Below are 19179 nucleotides of genomic sequence, written 5' to 3'. Positions count from 1 at the left end.
ATGCTTAATATAACTCACAACAGAATAGAAAAATCAGTTGATTTGACCAAATATAAATCAACTAAAGTATTTGCGGAGAATAAACAATATAAAATAATAAAACGAATTTTTGTAAGTACAGGAATTCTTTTATTATCCTTCCTTTTTCTTCCTTGGACACAAAATATAAAAGGAGGAGGATATGTAACTACACTTAAGCCCAATCAGAGACCTCAAGAAATTCAAACAACCATTGCAGGACGTATAGAAAAATGGTTTGTACAAGAAGGAGATTTCGTCAAAAAAGGAGATACCATTGTTTATATTTCAGAAATTAAAGAAGACTACCTTGATCCTAATTTGGTTCAAAACACAGCTAATCAGGTTAGAGCAAAAGAAAGTGCTGTAGTATCCTATGATCAAAAAGTTAAAGTTCTAGAAAAACAAATAGGAGCCATAGAAACAGAAAAAAAATTAAAATATAAACAAGCTCAAAACAAACTTAAACAATCCTATTTAAAAACAAAAAGTGATAGTATTGATTTAGAAGTTGTAAAAAATCAACTAAAAATTGCTCGTACACAATTTAATCGTTCAGTAAATTTACATAAAGAAGGATTAAAACCTCTAACAGATGTAGAAGAAAAAAGAATGAAACTTCAAGATCTAGAAGCAAAAAACAATACCCAAGAAAATAAATACATTGCCGCTAAAAATGATGTGTTGAATGCCCAGATGGAACTTCATCGTATTCAAGCTGAATATGCTGAAAAAGTAGCTAAAGCAAGTAGTGATAAACAAACAGCTTTGAGTTCGCAATATGATACAGAGGCACAAGTAAATAAATTGAAAAATCAATATACTAATTATAAAATTAGAAATAGACTATACTACATTACAGCACCGCAGGATGGTTATGTAAATAGAGCCTTACAATCAGGCGTAGGAGAAACTATAAAAGAAGGTACCTCCATTGTAAGCATAATGCCTGCTAATTTTGAAATTGCAGTAGAAACATATATTGACCCCATTGACTTTCCTTTAGTTAATAAAGGAGAAAAAGTTAGAGTATGGTTTGATGGATGGCCTACTATTGTATTTAGTGGATGGCCAGGTGTATCTTATGGTACATTTGGAGGTGTTATTGTAGCAAAAGAAAACTTTATTAGTGATAATGGAAAATATAGGGTACTTATAGCACCTAATCCCAAAGATAAGAAGTGGCCTCATTTGTTAAGTATAGGAGCAGGTGCAAAAACTTTAGCACTATTAAATGATGTACCTATTTGGTTTGAAATTTGGAGAACTTTAAATGGTTTTCCCCCTAATTTTTATAAAGTGGATAATAAATCAAAAGAAGAAAAGAAAAAGTAATGAAAAAACTATTTTTAATACTCTTTTTTAGTTCAATAAGAATGGTAGCACAAACCCAAGAACTCAGCTATGACGAGTTCTTAGGATATGTGAAAAAATATCATCCACTCGTAAAACAAGCAAATCTGAACATATCAGAATCACAGACACAATTAATGCAAGCACGTGGTGCCTTTGATCCTAAAATTGAAATTGATTTTGACAAAAAGAATTTTAAAGAAAAAAATTATTACTCTCTTTTTAATAGCAGTTTTAAAATTCCAACTTGGTATGGAATTGAATTTAAAGCCGCTTTTAACAATAACGAAGGACTTTTTGTAAATCCAGAAATAAAAACACCTAATAAAGGATTGACATCTTTAGGAATTAATGTACCTATCGGGCAAGGTTTATTCATAAATCAGCGAATGGCGGATATTCGTAAAGCCAAATTAGCACTTACACTTAATACCGCAGAACGTGATTTGCAAGCTTTAGATCTATTGTATGAGGCATCTATAAGTTATTTTAATTGGAAGCGTGTTTATCACGAAGTACAATTATATGAATCTTACTTAAAAAATGCTTCTATTCGATTTCAAGGAGTTCAAAAGCTTATAGAGCAAGGTGATAAACCCGCCATAGATAGTATAGAAGCCGGAACAATAGTAAAAAATCGTTTGTTAAACTTGGAAGACGCAAAACTAAAATTAACAAAAGCGAAACTAGAAGTATCTAATTATATCTGGACCGAAAATAATATTCCTCTAGAAATTAATGAGAGTATTCATCCCGAAATAGAATTAGAAACAACAATACGAAATACTTTATCCAGAATAGAATCAAATCAGTTAAAAATTGAAAATCATCCCAAAATAAAAGCATTGAATACTAAAATAGAAATGTTAACTATTGAACAACGATTAAAAACCAATGCGCTTTTACCAAAGTTAGATTTTAGCTATAATTATCTTTCTGAACCCGATTATTTTGGGAAGTATCGTTTTCAAGATTACAAGTTAGGTATCAATTTTATAATGCCTTTGTTTTTAAGAAAAGAAAGAGGAAATTTAAAGTTAGCAAGTTTGAAAATACAAGATATACAATTTAGTTTACAATTTGAAAAACAACAATTAAAAAACAAAATAGAAGCATTAAGTCAAGAAAAAAAATCATTAGAAAAACAACTTCAACTTAATAAAAAGCTGGTGTCTGATTTTCAAAAAATGTTGTCAGCAGAAGAACGTTTATTTACAATGGGAGAAAGTTCCTTGTTCTTGATTAACTCAAGAGAAAATTCCTTAATAAGTTCTAAACTTTCTAATATTACTTTAGAAAACAGGTTTTATAATTTATTGATTAGTGTTTATAGATCATGGGGCAGTTATGATTTATAAAAAAGTTGTGAACTAGGTTCTGTATTTCATTTTTTGTTTCGTGTTATTTTTCAATAAAGGATGCCTCAAAAAAGTATTAAAGGGTTGAGGCATACCCGTTAGAAAGAGGAACCTAGTCCAACTTTAATGTAAAGATATTTAAAAATAAATCTTTTCCTATACGAATATATTTTAAAAATAAAATGCACGAAATTTTTTCCTAAATATGCTTTTACATTGAAAACAGAAAAGGAGGTTGTCCAAAAAGTGTAGTTTGTTACCCCGTAAGTAAGAGTCTTATAATCAGTATTGTGTGATTTCACCCTTTGGTAGAAATAAACAAGATTCCGAGCTTTTTGGAAAGTCTCTAGGTTAAAAAAATAGCATTATGAGGAAATTCCAAAGGTAAAATGGTATAAAACGATTTTAAAAAATATTTCGTTTATTACTAAAAAAAGGTCTCATTTTTTCTCCTAAAGGCAGCATTTTTATTTAACAGAATTTCCATAACTAAAAATATTGTAGTTTTAGCTATGCTTAAAAATCTTGCCTTGATAAAAAAAGTATCTTATAAAAATTGTTCACTCTATATTGTAACAAACCTCAGCTCTAAAAACTGGATCTATTTCGAGTTGGTTTTTTCTTTACTAGCAAATTTTTCAATTTTATAAGTTAGTGAAAACATCGCATAACGTCTTAAAACAATATTTTCTTCATCACGTATAGCTGCACTGGTTACAACTCTGGTTGCATTTTGATTCTGGTTTAACACATCGTACACTTTTACTTTTGCAATCATCTTTTTATCAAAAAAGCTATAAGACAAACTTGTATTCCATAAATAAAAGTCTTTTTTAAAACCATCAGCAATATTTGAATTGTAATTATAAGAAAAATCATTACCAAACATCCAGTTTTTAGGCCAATAATTAGTGGTTTGCAAATTTAATTTATGAGTAACTATGTTTGCAGAATTTATAAAATAATTAGTATAATTTGTCTTTGAAATTGGCACCGAATAACTTGAATTCATAGAAAAAAGCTCTCCAAAATCATAATTCAAATTAACCCTTGGTGTCATTTTAACCGTCCTTGCTTCAAATTCGAGACCATTGTTAAAACCTTTAGATAAATCATAATTAATATTTGCACCTAAAGTAAACTTAAGGGTATGAGCATCTTTTTTGAATGTTTTATTTCCACTTAATCCTACCCAAGTATTAAATGTACCGCTTGTATTTTTGTATGTAGTGATTCTCTTTCTATCTGCATCAAAATCAGTTGAAATTACAATTTGGTTTTCATATAAATTACTCCCAAAGTAAAAATTATAACCTGCTTTTTTTGAACTATTAAAGTTTCTAAATTGTCCATATATATTATGAGATTTATTTACAGAAACATTCTCATTACCAACAAATGTATTCAATGGATTTGACAAGTCGATAACAGGTAAAATTTGATTTGCTTCTGGAAATTCATTTCTAAAATTATAATTCAAATAAATAAACTTTGTTTTTGAAAAATTATAATCAAAATATATAATAGCATAGGGATAAGCTAACGTTCTCTTAACCTCATTATAGTTTGATAAGTAGAATGAATTTGCAGTGAAATTAGCAACCGTAGTCCCTAAAGAAAAACTCAAACTAACTTTCTTTTTATTAATCACCAATCCACCAAACACTGAATTTTCACTTAAATTTGATGAAAAAACAGAACTCAACTGATCGTTAAAATTAGTGTACGATTGTGTTAAAGCATTAAAATCAAAACTTTGTGTATCATTTTTCTTATTATTCCTCTCAAAATTATATCCTATACTTAACTGTAAAGAGTCTTTTATAGGTTCAAGATATTCTAAAGTAAAATGATAGTTTTGTTTATTATTTTTAGTTTTAAAAATTTGATTTCTAGGGTCTTCTAAAAGACTTAAATAAAATTTTGTAAATGAATTATTTACTTCATTACCTAACTCATTTGTAATATCATTATCAAAATTCAAACTTAAATTTCGTCCTTTTCTTCTAAATGATTTATTAATTGTTAACGAATTAGTAAAATTATTACTTTCATTCATACTTGTTTTACTACCATTGCTTTCATTTAGAGTTGTCCCTGTTTCATTTCTTGAAACTTCTGAATTTTTATTAGACAAATCATTTTTAGCAAGAAGAAAATTAGGATTAATAGAAATTACAAAAGTAGAATCAATCTTGTATTCAAATTCGGTTCCTAACTTATTTACAAATCTACTTTCATTTGAAACCGATTCAGATTCAGTAATAAATTTGCCGGTAGCTAAAAAATTTTCTAAACGTGTTTTATTCGTATTATTTGAATTAGAACTTGTAAAGAAATAATTTGCATTTACTGAAAAATCTTTTAATGGTTCATCTGTATAATTAATGCCTACTAAATTAGACTGCGTAATTCCTTTATTATTATCAAAATGAATATTACCTATACCCAAAACCCCCGAATCGTTATAATAAATGCTGCTCCTACCACCACCCATATTGTCGAAAATTTCGTCCATCGAAAACCCTGCGGCATTTATATTATTTGAAGAAGCTAAAACACTTATTTTTCGTTTATTCTTAAAATAATTCACTAAAGCACTACTTTCATAGCGTTCTTTTGTGCCTAAGCCTCCCATGAATTTACCAAATAAGCCTTTTTCCTTATCTTTATCGATAATTAGGTTAATACTTGCTTCATTAGACTTTGCCTTTTGTTTTGACAATTCCTCTTTTTTTGTCTTTGAATCTGTTATTTGAACTTTTTTAATCAATTCAGAGGGTAGGTTTTGAATAGCTATTTTCCCGTCTTTATCAAAAAAAGGTTTTCCGTTAACCAAAATTTTATTTATTTCTTTTCCGTTAACCGTAATCTTCCCATCTGTTCCTACTTCAACGCCTGGCAATTGTTTTAAAAGCGTTTCAACATTTGCATCAGGGCGGACTTTAAAGGAGCTAGCATTAAATTCTAAAGTATCTTTTTTTATCCTAATAGGTGGCGCTTCCGATTTTACTACAATTTCGTCTAAAACTTTTGATGCTTTTGTAATTTCTATACTCTCTAACTTTAAATTTGAGTTTAATTGTTGAAATTTCTTCTTATAATCTTCATATCCTTGATGTGAAACCCTTAAATAAAAAGCCTCTTTAATAGGTTTGAATTTAAATTCAAAAGCTCCCTTAGCATTGGTAATCGTATAATCTATTATTGAGGAGTCTTTTACTTTTGTGACATATACAGTAGCTGCTTCAAGAGCTAATTTACTTTCTGAATCAACAATTTTACCTGTTATATTTACATCTTGAGCAAATGTAAAAAATGGAATAAAGATAAGAAGTACGCGAAAATACAGATTGGGCATGATTTTTTTCGTTTTTTATTTTAAAGCACAAATAAACTCAAAATAAATTATTTTAAAAGTTTAATCAAAAAATATGACACTCTCATATAAGCAGAATTACCTACATACGCTAAAATAGAGCACAATTTGCAAATTTGACATAATTTGTGTTAAATGGTATAAAACGATTTTAAAAAATATTTCGTTTATTACTAAAAAAAAGGTCCCATTTTTTAGGGACAGCTTTCTTTTTATTATTATATATTTTTTAAATATTCTGTATATTCCTTTTCAATGCGTTCTTGATGAGAAGGATGCGCAATTTTTACCATTTCACCTACACGTTGTTTGAGTGTTTTTCCATATAGGTCAGCTATACCATTTTCTGTAATAATATACTGCACATGTGAACGAGTAGTCACTACACCAGCTCCTTGTTTTAAGAAGGGAACAATTCTACTCTCACCTTTTTTCGTAATAGAGGGTAAAGCAATAATTGCTTTTCCTTTTTCGCTAAGTGAAGCCCCACGAATAAAATCCATTTGTCCGCCCACTCCCGAGTACATTTTCATTCCTATAGAATCAGCACAAACTTGCCCTGTTAAATCCACCTCAATAGCTGAATTAATAGCCACCATTCTTTTGTTTTTTCGTATTCTAGCCGTGTCATTTACAAATGAAGATTCTTTCATTTCAATAAAAGGATTGTCATTTACAAAATCGTACAATCGTTGAGAACCTATTAAAAAAGTAGCCAATACTCTTCCTTGTAATATCCCTTTATAATTACAGTTAATAATATCTTTTTCAATCAAGTCAATTACCCCATCACTAAACATTTCAGTATGTAATCCTAAATCTTTATGATTCGTAAGTTTAGATAATACAGCATTAGGTATAGAACCAATGCCCATTTGTAAGGTACTTTTGTTTTCTATTAAACTAGCTACATAACTTCCTATTTTTTCTTCTTCAGCAGAAATAGGAGCTATCTCATGACCAAATATAGGATGATTAACCTCTACCATATAATCTATTTCGGTTTCGTGTAGGATTCCGTCTCCAAAAGTTCTTGGCATTTGAGGATTTACCTGAGCAATAACAATTTTAGCATTTTCTATAGCTGCTAAACTGGCTTCCACAGAGGTACCCAACGAGCAATAACCATGTTTGTCTGGTGGTGATACGTGAATAAAAACAACATCTAATAGAACCACTTTTTTTCGAAACAAATTAGGTAATTCACTTAAAAAAACAGGGGTATAAGAACCATTTCCCTCCTTTAGAGTATGACGCACATTGGCTCCTATAAAAAAAGAGTTAACATGAAAACTATTTGCTAAAGCAGGATCTGCATAAGGAGCTTCCCCTTCTGTATGCAAATGGCAAATTTCTACATTTTTTAACTCCGATGCCCTATCCGTTAAAGCCCTAGTTAATATACTGGGAGCAGCTGCAGCCGCTTGTATATAAACTCGATCACCAGATTTGACCACTTTTACAGCTTCCGCTGCTGATACATATTTACTCATAACCTAAAATTTTATCCCAAATTTAAGTGTTTACTAAGTATCGTAATATGATAAATCTCATGCTTAAAAATAGAGTGTTTATTAAAACTATTATTGTATTTTTGCAAACTTACTTTTAAGAAATGAGTAAAATAATATTAAAAACACGCGAGCAGATAGAATTAATGCGCGAAAGTGCTTTAGTTGTATCCAAAACTTTAGGGATGTTAGCTTCAGAAATCAAGCCTGGAGTAAGTACCCTATATTTAGATAAATTAGCTGAAAATTTTATTCGTGATCACGGAGCAACACCTGCTTTCTTAGGTATGTACGGTTTTCCTAACTCACTATGTATGAGTCCTAATTCGCAGGTAGTTCATGGAATTCCAACGGATAAACCGTTAGAAGAGGGCGATATTATTTCAGTAGATTGTGGAGCCTTAAAAAATGGGTTTTATGGAGATCATGCCTATACTTTTGAAGTAGGAGAGGTGGATCTAGCCACTAAAATGCTTTTAAAAACCACAAAAGAATCACTATATATTGGTATTCGTGAATTAAAAACAGGAAACAGAACAGAAGACGTTGGTCATGCAATCCAAAAATATTGTGAAAGTCATGGTTATGGTGTCGTTCGTGAACTGGTAGGGCACGGTATAGGGCAAACAATGCACGAAGCACCCGAAATGCCTAATTATGGTAAAAAAGGACGTGGAAAATTATTGGAAGAAGGCTTAGTAGTAGCAATTGAACCAATGATTAATATGGGAACTAAAAATATCAAGCAACATAAAGACGGCTGGACCATTACCACTGCTGATGGAAAACCTTCTGCCCATTTTGAGCACGATGTAGCCATAATTGATGGAAAACCAGAACTCCTTTCAACCTTTGCATACATTTATCAAGCGTTAGGCATACAAAGTAATGAAGAGGATGAATTTAGAGCTAATAAATTAGTATTTTGATAATCCTTCAATAGAAAGTCCGGATATAATCATAGATGGAATTACCTTAATAGCTGGACAAAATGATTCTAGTAAAAGTATTGTAAGTAAAGTTACGTACTCAATAATAAAAGGATTTAATCAAAATAAAAATTCTTTTGACGAGGAATTTATGAATAGCAACACATTATTATCAAGAAAATAGTAAAAGAAATTAATAAATTCGATAGCACTTCGTTGAAAGTATCCCAAACAAAATCAATAGATAAAAGTTAGATAGAATTGGTTAGTTTTTTTGATAATTTAGAACTTGATACTGATATTAAGAAAAATATTTCTACAAAAATATTTTTCCTAGAAGATTATTAACACAAAGAAACCAATATCATTCTTAAAAAAACAACTAATTTTTATTTTGAAGAAAAAATAATCATGAATTAAGTTCGGAAACTATTGATGTAAATAATCAACCTAGTAAAATATATGGATTCATTTCTAATGCCTTTCACATATTAAACAAAATAAAATATGAGGTTCAATAAAAAATAAAATTTATATTAGATGAGATTATTCTTGGTAAAGGGATTTAAGAGGTAAGTTTTAATAAACAATATTAAGACCATACTCGTTTTGTAAAATATCTCGTTGAATAAAAAAATGTTATAAATTGGATAACTTTATCTCTTAACAATAGCAAAGTTGACCCTTTAGATCTTAAAGAAAGTAATATTTTTTTATTGAATTTAAAGATGAAAAGGTTACAATCTGACCCATAATTGAAAAAAAATGGAAGTTGTTTCTGAAATTTTTCAAACAATCAACAAAAGACTAAACATATATTTAAAAAATAGTGTCTAAACTAATGATTTTTATGAAAGAAAAATAACATTCATACTTGTTCTTAGTTCAAAAAAATGATACCACGATTTTAAATTACCATAAAACAAAAAATGAAAAAAATATTTAAATTCTTTTTAAATGTAATCCCAAGACCAATTCTGATAAGAATTAGTTTTATAGTACGCCCCATATTAGCATTTGTATTAAAAGGAAACCAATTTACAGATCCTATAGACGGAAAAAGTTTCAGAATGTTTCTTCCCTATGGTTATGGTAATCAAAGGAATAATGTTCTTTCACCCAGTACACTTTCATTAGAAAGACACCGTTTGTTGTGGTTATATCTTCAAAATGAAACTGATTTTTTTATAGCTAAGAATAAAAAAAAAGTATTGCATTTTGCTCCAGAACAAGAGTTCTATAAACGGTTTAAAAAACAAATGAATATAGAATATGTTACTACCGATTTATTTTCACCATTAGCTGATGTAAAAGCAGATATATGCAATCTTCCGTTTGAAGATAATTCGTATGACATTATTTTTTGTAATCATGTTTTAGAACATATTCCAGATGACACAAAAGCCATGCAAGAATTATATCGTGTACTTAAACCAGGAGGAATGGGAATTTTTCAGATTCCACAGGATTATTCACGACAAACTACCTTTGCTGATGATACAATAACAGATCCAAAAGAACGTGCAAAAATATTCGGACAATATGATCATGTGCGTGTATATGGACTAGATTATTTTGATAAATTAAGAAGTATAGGTTTTACCGTTAAAGAAGTAGATTATACAAAAATATTGGGAGACTCATTGATTCAAAAATATTGTTTAGCAAAAGGCGAAATTATTCCCGTTTGTTTTAAATAAAAGAAAAATAAATTATCTAAAAGGAGGAGTTTTATTAAAAATGATGAAATTCCTCCTTTTTAAATGAAAAAATAATACCAATTATAAAAATTTAAAAAAATGTCTTTTTCATTAGCACTCGATTTATCATGGAATGAAGTAGAAGAACGTTGGGTTCCCTTTTTGTATTTAATCAATACAAACCAACTCCCTTTGTATGTTTTTAAAACAGCTAATGAAGAAACTTTAAAAAGTATTTCAAAAGAATTAAGTGAGGAAGAAAAAAAAATATGGATTTTAGTAATTGATTTGAAAACAGAAAATATTCTTAAAAAATTTACAAAGAATAAAAAAATAACTTCATTAAAATTACTAAAAGAAGATAAAACTATCAAAAAACTTTTACAAGAGTACTTAAATAGAAAAATAGAAGCTATTCTAAAGGCTATTCAGGATTTAGAACTCCCTTTTAGTGTAAACTTAAATTCAAAAAAAGAATTTTATATTAATCAGGTACATTTTGCCAATAAAACAATACCTGCTCAATTACATTTTACTAAAAATGAAGAAGGAATTATTTATACACTTACTCTTGTTGATAATGAAAAAACAATATACCCAAACCAACATGACATAAAAATACTTACCCAGTTTCCTTGTTGGATTGTTTTAGACAAACATCTAGTTTCAATCTCTGATATAGACGGATTGAAGTTAAAGCCATTTTTAAAAAACCAATCGGTACATATTCCTAAACGAATGGAAACCGAGTATTTCAAAAAATTCATTTATGATATTATAAGAAAAGTAACCATAAAAACAGAAGGTTTTGAAATTCAGACTTTTGATGAGATAGTTGCTTATAGTATAAAAGGAAGTCATGATTTTTTAAACAAACAATTTTTTATTCAGATTCTTTTTGATTACAAAGGATATTCTTTTTTATCCAATACGAATAAAAAACAGCATTCCTTTATAGAATTTGAAGAAGACAATACCGTAAAAGTACTTCAGTACAAAAGAAATCCTTCAAAAGAATTAGCAATAGAAAAAAAACTAATTGATTTTGGATTTGAAAAAAATAGAGAAGGAAACTTTTACTTGTCTAATTCCTCTGCCGAATTAGATAGTATAGAATTTATTTTGAAACAAAAAGAAAATTTACAAGCACTAGGCTTTCTTTTAGATCCATTTTTAATTGATCATAAAAAAATTCAAACCAATAAAACAACACTTTCTTTACAAAGTACTGAGCAAGCTGATTGGTTTGATTTGAAGATGACAATTTCCTGTGGAAACTATAATTTTCCTTTTTTAGATATTGTATCCAATATTAAAAATGGAAACCAATGGTTTTTACTTCCAGATGATACCTATTTTATCATTCCTCAAGAATGGATGAAACACTATAGTGTACTAGCTCAATTTGGGACAAAGGGAACAGATGGAGGAATTAGTTTACCCAAAAGTCATTTCCAGAATTTAAATTTAGAAAACGTTATTTTAGAAACAGAAAAGGATGTAAAACAAACCTTGATTTACGAGCATTCAGACTCGTTAAAAGCCACTCTAAGACCTTATCAAATCCAAGGAGTACAATGGCTTTTAAATCATTATATAAACGGAGTAGGAGCTTGTCTAGCTGATGATATGGGATTGGGTAAAACCTTACAAACATTAGCTTTGCTTATTGCAGTGCAAGAAAATAAACGATTACAAGAATCAGTTGTAACCTCTGAAATAGATCTATTTGCGGAGTCAAAAATAGAAGAAGAGCCATTAAGAGCATTAATTGTAGTGCCTTCTTCATTAGTATTCAACTGGTATAATGAAGCTAAAAAATTTGCACCCCATTTCAAATGTATAAAATACATAGGAACAGATAGAAAGATATTGGGGAAAAAGTTAAATCGTTACGATCTTATATTTACCAGCTTCTCTATATTAAGTAGAGACAACGTATCATTACAAAAAATTCCTTTTCATTATTTAATCGTAGATGAAAGTCAACAAATAAAAAACCGAAATTCTAAAATATTCAAAGCCTTAACAACCTTACAAGTAGAACATAGAATTTCGTTAAGTGGTACACCTATTGAAAATTCATTAGCAGATTTATGGTCACAAATGCAATTTATAAATCCAGCCATATTAGGAGAGTTCCCTTTCTTTGATCAATATTTTAAAAAGCCAATTGAAAAATATAAAGATGAAAGTAAAATAGAAGAACTAAAAAATATCATAAATCCCTATATTCTAAGAAGAACCAAGACAGAAGTGCTAAAAGATCTTCCCGATTTAATAGAACAAGTAGTATACTGTCAAATGGATGAAGAACAAGAAAAACAATACGAAGAAGAAAAATCCAAAGCTCGTAACTACCTCCTTAAATTAGAAGATTCATCTTCTATGATACATATATTAAATGTACTAATGAAACTACGTCAATGGAGTAATCATCCTAAGTTAGTTGATCCCAGTCTAACAATGGCATCGGGTAAGTTTTATGATGTAACTGGATATTTAGATACTTTGGCAAAAGCAAAGAATAAAACCTTAATATTTAGCTCGTTTGTAAGTCATTTAGCTATTTATGAAGATTGGTGTGTTCAAAATAATATTCGTTTTTGTTCATTAACAGGCACTACATCCGTAGAACAAAGAGAAAATAACGTAAGACAATTTCAAACAGATGATGAAATCATATTCTTTTTTATTTCTTTAAAAGCAGGAGGAGTAGGACTTAATTTAACAAAAGCTTCTTATATTATTTTATTAGATCCTTGGTGGAATCCTTTTGCAGAAAAACAAGCCATAGCAAGAGCTCATAGAATCGGACAAGAAAATAAAGTAAATGTGGTTCGTTTTATCACACAAAATACAATCGAAGAAAAAATATTGCAATTACAACAAAATAAAAAAGAATTATCCGACAGTATTATTGATGAAAGTGTTATTCCTGAATCAATAACCGAAAATTTAGCATATTTCTTGCAATAAATTGAACAATAATAGGTTTAAAGTAGTAATTTAGTTTTCAATATGCTAATTAATGTAGTTTTAACTAAGTCATAAACTATGAAATCAATTTACATCTTAATACTCGTACTTTTTAGTCATTATGCTTGGTGTCAATTAGTTGAAAATGCCGCGCCATTTAATATTAAAACCATTGCATTTAAACAAAGTAATCATGTAGTATTTCCTTTTTTTGAATTAGGAGACGAATTTGAATTTAGTTTTGATGATTTATATGGAAATGAGGAGGACTATTATTTTAGCTTAACCCACTGTAATTATGATTGGAACACATCTGATCTAACTAGAAACGAATATTTAACAGGGAATGATAATCAACGAATTCAAGATTATCAAAATTCTTTTAATACCCTGCAAGGTTATTCACATTACCGTTTGAATTTTCCGAATAATTTTTGTCAAATTACAAAAAGTGGAAATTATATACTGTCTATTCTAAATAAAAATAAAGAAATAATCTTTTCAAGAAAGTTTATAATTTATGAAAAAAGAGTAGAAGTACCCATTCAAATCAAACGCTCCAGAACTCTAAATGATATAGCAGAAAAACACAATGTTGAATTTGCTATAAAATCTAAAAACATCCTTTTTCAAAATCCATTACAAAATATAAAAATTGCACTCTTTCAAAATGGACGATGGAATACAGCTAAGTATAATATAAAACCACAATATACGATTGGTAATGATTTGATCTATCGTTATAATACTGAAACACAATTTTGGGCAGGAAATGAATATTATTATTACGATAATAAAGACATAAAAACACCTACTAACAATATAGCAAGAGTAGATTCAAATTCAGGTCTGTATAAAACCTTGTTATATTCCAATGAAGTTAGAAAAGGCAAAGGATATACCTTTTTTCCAGATATTAATGGAATTTTTCAGAATAGAAACATTTTTGCACGAGACAATAATGATGTAGAAACAGATTATACGTGGGTTTATTTTTCCTTATTTGCACCCAATTATCTAAAAGATGTCACTATTTATGTAACAGGTCTATTTAATAATTATCAAATGACAGATGAAAATAAAATGGATTATAATGTAAGTAAAGGAATCTATGAAAAAGCCATTATGATTAAACAAGGATTTATAAACTACAATTATACTTTAGTAAATACAAAAAATCAAATAGATCATCAGAACGCCATTGACGGAAATTATTATCAAACAGAAAATAAATATCAAGCTTTTGTGTATTATCGAGCTAACGGAGAACGTTTTGATCGCATAATAGGAGTAGGAGAAGCAAGTTCACAAAATATTACCAATTAAATTTAACAAATATTAAAAATAAAAATAGCTTTATTTTTCGTTAAATTTGTACTTACAACAAAAGGCAAAATGGTTACTCAAGTTACAAAAGGAATCAAAATTTCGGTAGAGACAATTTTTGAAGGGACTTACTTTAAAAACCAGTCCGTGCATTTTGCATTTTCATATCATATTACCATTGAAAATCATAGTAAAGATCAAGTGCAACTTCTATCACGTCATTGGGACATATATGATGCACTCAACTATCATGAAACCGTAGAAGGAGAAGGAGTAGTTGGAGAAAAGCCCATCCTGAAATCAGGAGAAAAGTATACCTATAGTTCAGGTTGTTTGCTTTCTTCTCCACATGGGAGCATGACAGGGTATTTTACAATGATTAATTTTGCTACTACAAAAAAATTTAATGTTGTAATACCTATCTTTTATCTAAATGCTCCTTTTGCATTAAGTTAGTTCTTTACAACTTAATTGTATAAAATTTAAAAAAAAAGGTATAAGATGCCTTTTTTAAAAGGCATTTTGTATTTTTGTTAGTATTAAATAAAATGAACGTATAATTTAAATAATAACAATACAATGCTTAAAGGATTTTTTAACGTACCAAAAGCGGTTAATGAACCCGTAAAATCGTACGCTCCAAATTCTCCAGAGAGAGCCGCAGTATTAGCAGCTTATCAAGAAATGTGGAATTCAAAAGTAGATGTTCCTCTATATATTGGTAGTGAAGAAATTCGTACAGGGAATACACGTAATATGACTCCACCACATGATCATCAACATGTAGTAGGAACCTATCATTTAGCAGAGAAAGAACATGTACAAAAAGCCATAGCAAATGCTTTAGAAAGTCGTACAAAATGGGCTAACATGGCGTGGGAGCAAAGAGCAGCTATCTTTTTAAAAGCAGCTGAATTGATTGCAGGATCTTATCGTGCAAAAATTAATGCAGCCACTATGATTGCGCAATCTAAAACAATTCATCAAGCTGAAATTGATGCCGCTTGTGAATTAATAGATTTCTTGCGTTATAATGTAGAATTTATGGTGCAAATCTATAAAGACCAACCCGCTTCTGATTCGTCTGTGTGGAACCGAGTAGAGTATCGTCCGTTAGAAGGTTTTGTATATGCAATTACCCCTTTTAACTTTACAGCTATTGCGGCTAATTTGCCTGCAAGTGCAGCTTTAATGGGAAATGTAGTAGTTTGGAAACCATCAGATAGCCAAGTTTTTTCAGCAAAAATAATCATTGATGTTTTTAAAGAAGCAGGTGTTCCAGATGGTGTAATCAATGTCGTTTTTGGTGATCCTGTAATGGTAACAGACACAATATTAGCCTCTCCTGATTTTGCGGGTATTCACTATACAGGTTCTACGTTTATCTTTAAAGAATTATGGAAGAAAATCGGAGAAAACATCCATACCTATAAAACATATCCTAGAATTGTAGGAGAAACTGGAGGTAAAGATTTTGTTCTAGCACATCCTACAGCTAGTGTAAAACAAGTAGTAGCTAATACATTACGTGGTGCTTTTGAATTTCAAGGACAAAAGTGTTCAGCCGCTTCAAGAGCCTATTTTCCAGCTTCTTTATGGCCTGCTATCAAAGAAGAAATGGGCAAAGAATTAGCAACATTCAAGCAAGGTTCGCCAGAAGATTTCTCCAACTTTGTAACAGCAGTTATTCATGAAGGATCATTTGATAAATTAGCTAAATATATTGACCAAGCTAAGACCGATGCCGATGCCGAAGTTATTTTTGGAGGAGGGTATGATAAATCAAAAGGATATTTTGTAGAACCAACCGTAATCTTAACAACTAATCCAAAATACGCAACTATGGAAACCGAATTATTTGGTCCCGTGTTGACTATTTATGTATATGAAGATGGCGCTTGGACAGATACTTTAAAATTAATAGATACTACCTCAGAATATGCGTTAACAGGTGCCGTTTTTAGTGGCTGTCGTTATGCCATTGAAGAAGCTACAATAGCGTTGCAAAACTGTGCGGGTAACTTCTATATTAATGATAAACCAACAGGAGCAGTAGTAGGAATGCAACCATTTGGAGGAGCTAGAGCTTCTGGAACTAATGATAAAGCAGGCTCTGCACAAAACTTATTACGTTGGGTTTCTCCTAGAACAATCAAAGAAACCTTCGTAACACCAATAGATTATAGATATCCTTTCTTAGGATAATCAAATATAAAAAGTCATTCTAAAAAAAGAGGACAAACTTATTATTTCGACCTAAAGGAGAAATTACATAGTACTGATAATGTGTTTCTCCTACCGTCGAAGTTACAAACTATGTCCTGAGCTACTCTTTTATATTTTTAACAACAGTATCAAACGATGTGAATCATCATAAAAATAATAAAAAAGAAGAAAAATTTTATAAAAATATACGAAGTCTACGATTGATTATTAGTAATTCTTGTTAAATAATTTTCTTGTTTCAAAAGCGGTAAAATTATATTATGCCATCTCATCTGTTTTTAATTAATAATCTTAATATTTGTTATAACTGTAATTTATTGGAATGAAAAAGAATAACTCAGGTATTACATAAGTGAACTTATATTTTGTAGCAATTTTTAAGAAATTTTAATTAACACTAGTTTAATAACTAAGGTCTTGTTGGTAGAGAAGTACAAAAATTAAAATTTATAAAAAAAGGGGTATAACCCCCAAAATATATATCATCTGAAAAATTTATATCGGCAAATACACCACCTTTTTGGTTTCAAAAAAATCTTCCGAAAAAAAATCTGATATGTTGTATTGAATTGATTCAGGAAAGTCTTGTAACTCTTCACTTAAATCACCTCCTTTTAAGTATAAAATTCCATTAGCTCTGTCAGGATGACTATTGTTTTTCTTAGTTTTTCCTTTTACCCATTCCACAAAATCAGGCATATTGGTTACCGCACGACTTACAATAAAATCAAATTTATCGTTAACAGTATGCGCTCTTTTTTGTTCAGCCTTTACGTTTTTTAGTCCAATACCTTCTGCAACCGCATTTACTACTTTTATTTTTTTAGCAATTACATCAATTAAATAAAATTGTGTTTCAGGGAACAAAATAGCCAAAGGGATTCCTGGAAATCCTCCGCCTGTTCCAACATCCATAATCTTACTTCCTGCTTTAAATTCTTGAATTTTGGCAATTGCCATAGAATGCAAAATATGTTTTTCATACAGTTCATCAATATCTTTTCTAGAAATTACATTAATTTTAGAGTTCCAATCTTTGTATAATGCCTCTAATGCTCGGAATTGACTAATTTGTGTTTCAGATAAGTCAGGGAAATATGTGAGGATTTGCTCCATTTTTATTTTTTTTACAAAATTAAACAATTTACGGTTTAAAAATTCTCTCTTTTCGTTATCAATTCAATTTATTAATAATTAAATTTGAAAACATTTTTAATAATTATGCAGACAAAAGAACCTATTTTCTCAAGAACTGATTCGATGAAGTTCTTTAGAACCTTAAACACAAGAGTTAATAACTACTTTAAGGAAAATAATATACAAAAAACAGGAAACTGGAAACTTTATTTAAAAACAATTATCATGTTTTCTATTTTCTTAACACCCTATTTCTTTTTAATTGGTATGGAAATGCCTTTTTGGATTTACCTATTATTAAATATAGTTATTGGTATAGGAATGGCAGGGGTAGGAATGAATGTAATGCACGATGGTAATCACGGCTCCTATTCCTCTAAACAATGGTTGAACAAAATAATGGGAGGAAGCATTTATATTTTGGCAGGAAATGTATACAATTGGCAAGTTCAGCACAATGTATTACATCATACCTATACTAATATTCCAGGTCATGATGAGGATTTAGAAGCAGGACGTATTTTGCGTTTTAGTAAGCAAGCAAAATGGCACCGTTTTCATAAATTTCAACATTATTACTCCATTTTTCTTTATGGTTTGTTAACGTTTAATTGGGCTATAACAACAGACTTTCTTCAGATGAAACGTTATTTAAAACGTAAATTATCTTATGGTGAATTTATAAATCCAGCTATTCGTTGGACGACCCTAATCATTACTAAAATTATTTATTTTTCTATTTGGTTGGTCATTCCTATGGTTTTAGGGATTACTTGGTGGAAAGTAGTTTTAGGTTTTGTGGTTATGCACTATACGGCTGGATTAATCTTAAGTGTTATCTTTCAATTAGCTCACGTAATAGAAGACACAGAAACACCTGTACCCAATGTAGAAGGTGAGATGGAAAATACTTGGGCCATCCATCAGTTGTTTACAACTGTTAATTTCGCGCCTAAAAACTGGTTAATAAATTGGTATACAGGTGGTTTGAATCATCAAATAGAACACCATATATTCCCACATATAAGCCATATTCACTATAATAAAATTGCAGAAATAGTAAAACAAACAGCCAAAGAATGTAATTTACCATATTATGAGTATAAAACAACTAGAGCAGCCATTATTTCTCATTTTAGACATTTAAAAGAATTAGGACAAAAACCTCAATTAGCATAAAAAATCTTAGCCTTTAGTTATCAGTTCAAAATGATTGGTAAATAGTTAAGAAAAATAAGAATTGATAATTACATAATATATCAA

12 protein-coding genes are annotated in these 19179 nt (G+C 29.6%); 9 read left to right on the top strand and 3 right to left on the bottom strand.

Annotation, left to right across the window (positions count from 1 at the left end; all coding sequences use genetic code 11):
• Both ACUXZJ_RS01555 and ACUXZJ_RS01550 read left to right on the top strand, forming a co-directional pair.
• Positions 1-1353 (top strand): HlyD family secretion protein, encoded by a 1353-nt coding sequence (locus ACUXZJ_RS01555; RefSeq protein ID WP_060381592.1) that lies wholly within the window; start codon positions 1-3, stop codon positions 1351-1353.
• Positions 1353-2729: a TolC family protein gene (locus ACUXZJ_RS01550; RefSeq protein ID WP_446195620.1), complete on the top strand. Its 1377-nt coding sequence runs from the start codon at positions 1353-1355 to the stop codon at positions 2727-2729. The genes ACUXZJ_RS01555 and ACUXZJ_RS01550 overlap by 1 nt, the downstream gene beginning before the upstream one ends.
• Positions 2730-3330: 601 nt before the next feature.
• On the opposite strand, the gene ACUXZJ_RS01545 is transcribed toward ACUXZJ_RS01550, so the two are convergent.
• A complete protein-coding gene (locus ACUXZJ_RS01545) occupies positions 3331-6090 on the bottom strand; it encodes an outer membrane beta-barrel protein (protein WP_354017827.1) in 2760 nt (919 codons plus the stop codon).
• A 236-nt stretch (positions 6091-6326) separates the two neighbouring features.
• Entirely contained in the window at positions 6327-7601 is a 1275-nt protein-coding gene (locus tag ACUXZJ_RS01540) for an acetyl-CoA hydrolase/transferase family protein (RefSeq protein ID WP_060381595.1), read from the bottom strand.
• Between the two features lie 122 nt (positions 7602-7723).
• Here ACUXZJ_RS01540 and map point away from each other — a divergent pair, with 122 nt between their 5' ends.
• The 6 genes from map to pruA all read left to right on the top strand — a co-directional run bounded on the left by map (position 7724) and on the right by pruA (position 16758).
• Positions 7724-8548 (top strand): type I methionyl aminopeptidase, encoded by an 825-nt coding sequence (map, locus tag ACUXZJ_RS01535; protein WP_060381596.1) that lies wholly within the window; start codon positions 7724-7726, stop codon positions 8546-8548.
• Between the two features lie 929 nt (positions 8549-9477).
• On the top strand, positions 9478-10248 hold the full coding sequence (locus tag ACUXZJ_RS01530) for a class I SAM-dependent methyltransferase (RefSeq protein ID WP_063743263.1): 771 nt from the start codon (positions 9478-9480) through the stop codon (positions 10246-10248).
• Between the two features lie 99 nt (positions 10249-10347).
• Positions 10348-13227 carry a DEAD/DEAH box helicase gene (locus tag ACUXZJ_RS01525; RefSeq protein WP_063743262.1) on the top strand — a complete coding sequence of 960 codons (2880 nt, stop codon included), beginning with the start codon at positions 10348-10350 and terminating at the stop codon, positions 13225-13227.
• Positions 13228-13305: 78 nt separating this feature from the next.
• Complete coding sequence (locus tag ACUXZJ_RS01520; RefSeq protein WP_060381599.1) at positions 13306-14553, top strand: type IX secretion system plug protein; 1248 nt, start codon at positions 13306-13308, stop codon at positions 14551-14553.
• A gap of 69 nt (positions 14554-14622) precedes the next feature.
• Positions 14623-15009 (top strand): Co2+/Mg2+ efflux protein ApaG, encoded by a 387-nt coding sequence (gene apaG / locus ACUXZJ_RS01515; protein WP_060381600.1) that lies wholly within the window; start codon positions 14623-14625, stop codon positions 15007-15009.
• Between the two features lie 123 nt (positions 15010-15132).
• Positions 15133-16758 (top strand): L-glutamate gamma-semialdehyde dehydrogenase, encoded by a 1626-nt coding sequence (gene pruA / locus ACUXZJ_RS01510; RefSeq protein WP_063743261.1) that lies wholly within the window; start codon positions 15133-15135, stop codon positions 16756-16758.
• Positions 16759-17274: 516 nt separating this feature from the next.
• Here pruA and rsmG read toward each other — a convergent pair.
• Positions 17275-17895: a 16S rRNA (guanine(527)-N(7))-methyltransferase RsmG gene (gene rsmG, locus ACUXZJ_RS01505; protein ID WP_060381602.1), complete on the bottom strand. Its 621-nt coding sequence runs from the start codon at positions 17893-17895 to the stop codon at positions 17275-17277.
• Between the two features lie 105 nt (positions 17896-18000).
• Here rsmG and ACUXZJ_RS01500 point away from each other — a divergent pair, with 105 nt between their 5' ends.
• Positions 18001-19095, top strand: coding sequence for a fatty acid desaturase family protein (locus ACUXZJ_RS01500; RefSeq protein ID WP_060381603.1), 1095 nt, complete (start codon positions 18001-18003; stop codon positions 19093-19095).
• The last annotated feature ends 84 nt before the right edge of the window (positions 19096-19179 follow it).

The organism is Flavobacterium sp. TN-1, from assembly GCF_052828645.1.
Note: the sequence above shows the minus strand (reverse complement) of the source record. Positions and strands in the feature narration are given on the sequence as shown.

Bases quoted from the DNA above. Each gene is read 5' to 3' on its own strand.
- ACUXZJ_RS01500 (WP_060381603.1), top strand. From the start codon at position 18,001: ATGCAGACAAAAGAACCTATTTTCTCAAGAACTGATTCGATGAAGTTC.
- rsmG (WP_060381602.1), bottom strand. From the start codon at position 17,895: ATGGAGCAAATCCTCACATATTTCCCTGACTTATCTGAAACACAAATT.
- ACUXZJ_RS01520 (WP_060381599.1), top strand. From the start codon at position 13,306: ATGAAATCAATTTACATCTTAATACTCGTACTTTTTAGTCATTATGCT.
- pruA (WP_063743261.1), top strand. From the start codon at position 15,133: ATGCTTAAAGGATTTTTTAACGTACCAAAAGCGGTTAATGAACCCGTA.
- ACUXZJ_RS01530 (WP_063743263.1), top strand. From the start codon at position 9,478: ATGAAAAAAATATTTAAATTCTTTTTAAATGTAATCCCAAGACCAATT.
- ACUXZJ_RS01555 (WP_060381592.1), top strand. From the start codon at position 1: ATGCTTAATATAACTCACAACAGAATAGAAAAATCAGTTGATTTGACC.
- ACUXZJ_RS01540 (WP_060381595.1), bottom strand. From the start codon at position 7,601: ATGAGTAAATATGTATCAGCAGCGGAAGCTGTAAAAGTGGTCAAATCT.
- ACUXZJ_RS01525 (WP_063743262.1), top strand. From the start codon at position 10,348: ATGTCTTTTTCATTAGCACTCGATTTATCATGGAATGAAGTAGAAGAA.
- ACUXZJ_RS01550 (WP_446195620.1), top strand. From the start codon at position 1,353: ATGAAAAAACTATTTTTAATACTCTTTTTTAGTTCAATAAGAATGGTA.
- ACUXZJ_RS01545 (WP_354017827.1), bottom strand. From the start codon at position 6,090: ATGCCCAATCTGTATTTTCGCGTACTTCTTATCTTTATTCCATTTTTT.
- apaG (WP_060381600.1), top strand. From the start codon at position 14,623: ATGGTTACTCAAGTTACAAAAGGAATCAAAATTTCGGTAGAGACAATT.
- map (WP_060381596.1), top strand. From the start codon at position 7,724: ATGAGTAAAATAATATTAAAAACACGCGAGCAGATAGAATTAATGCGC.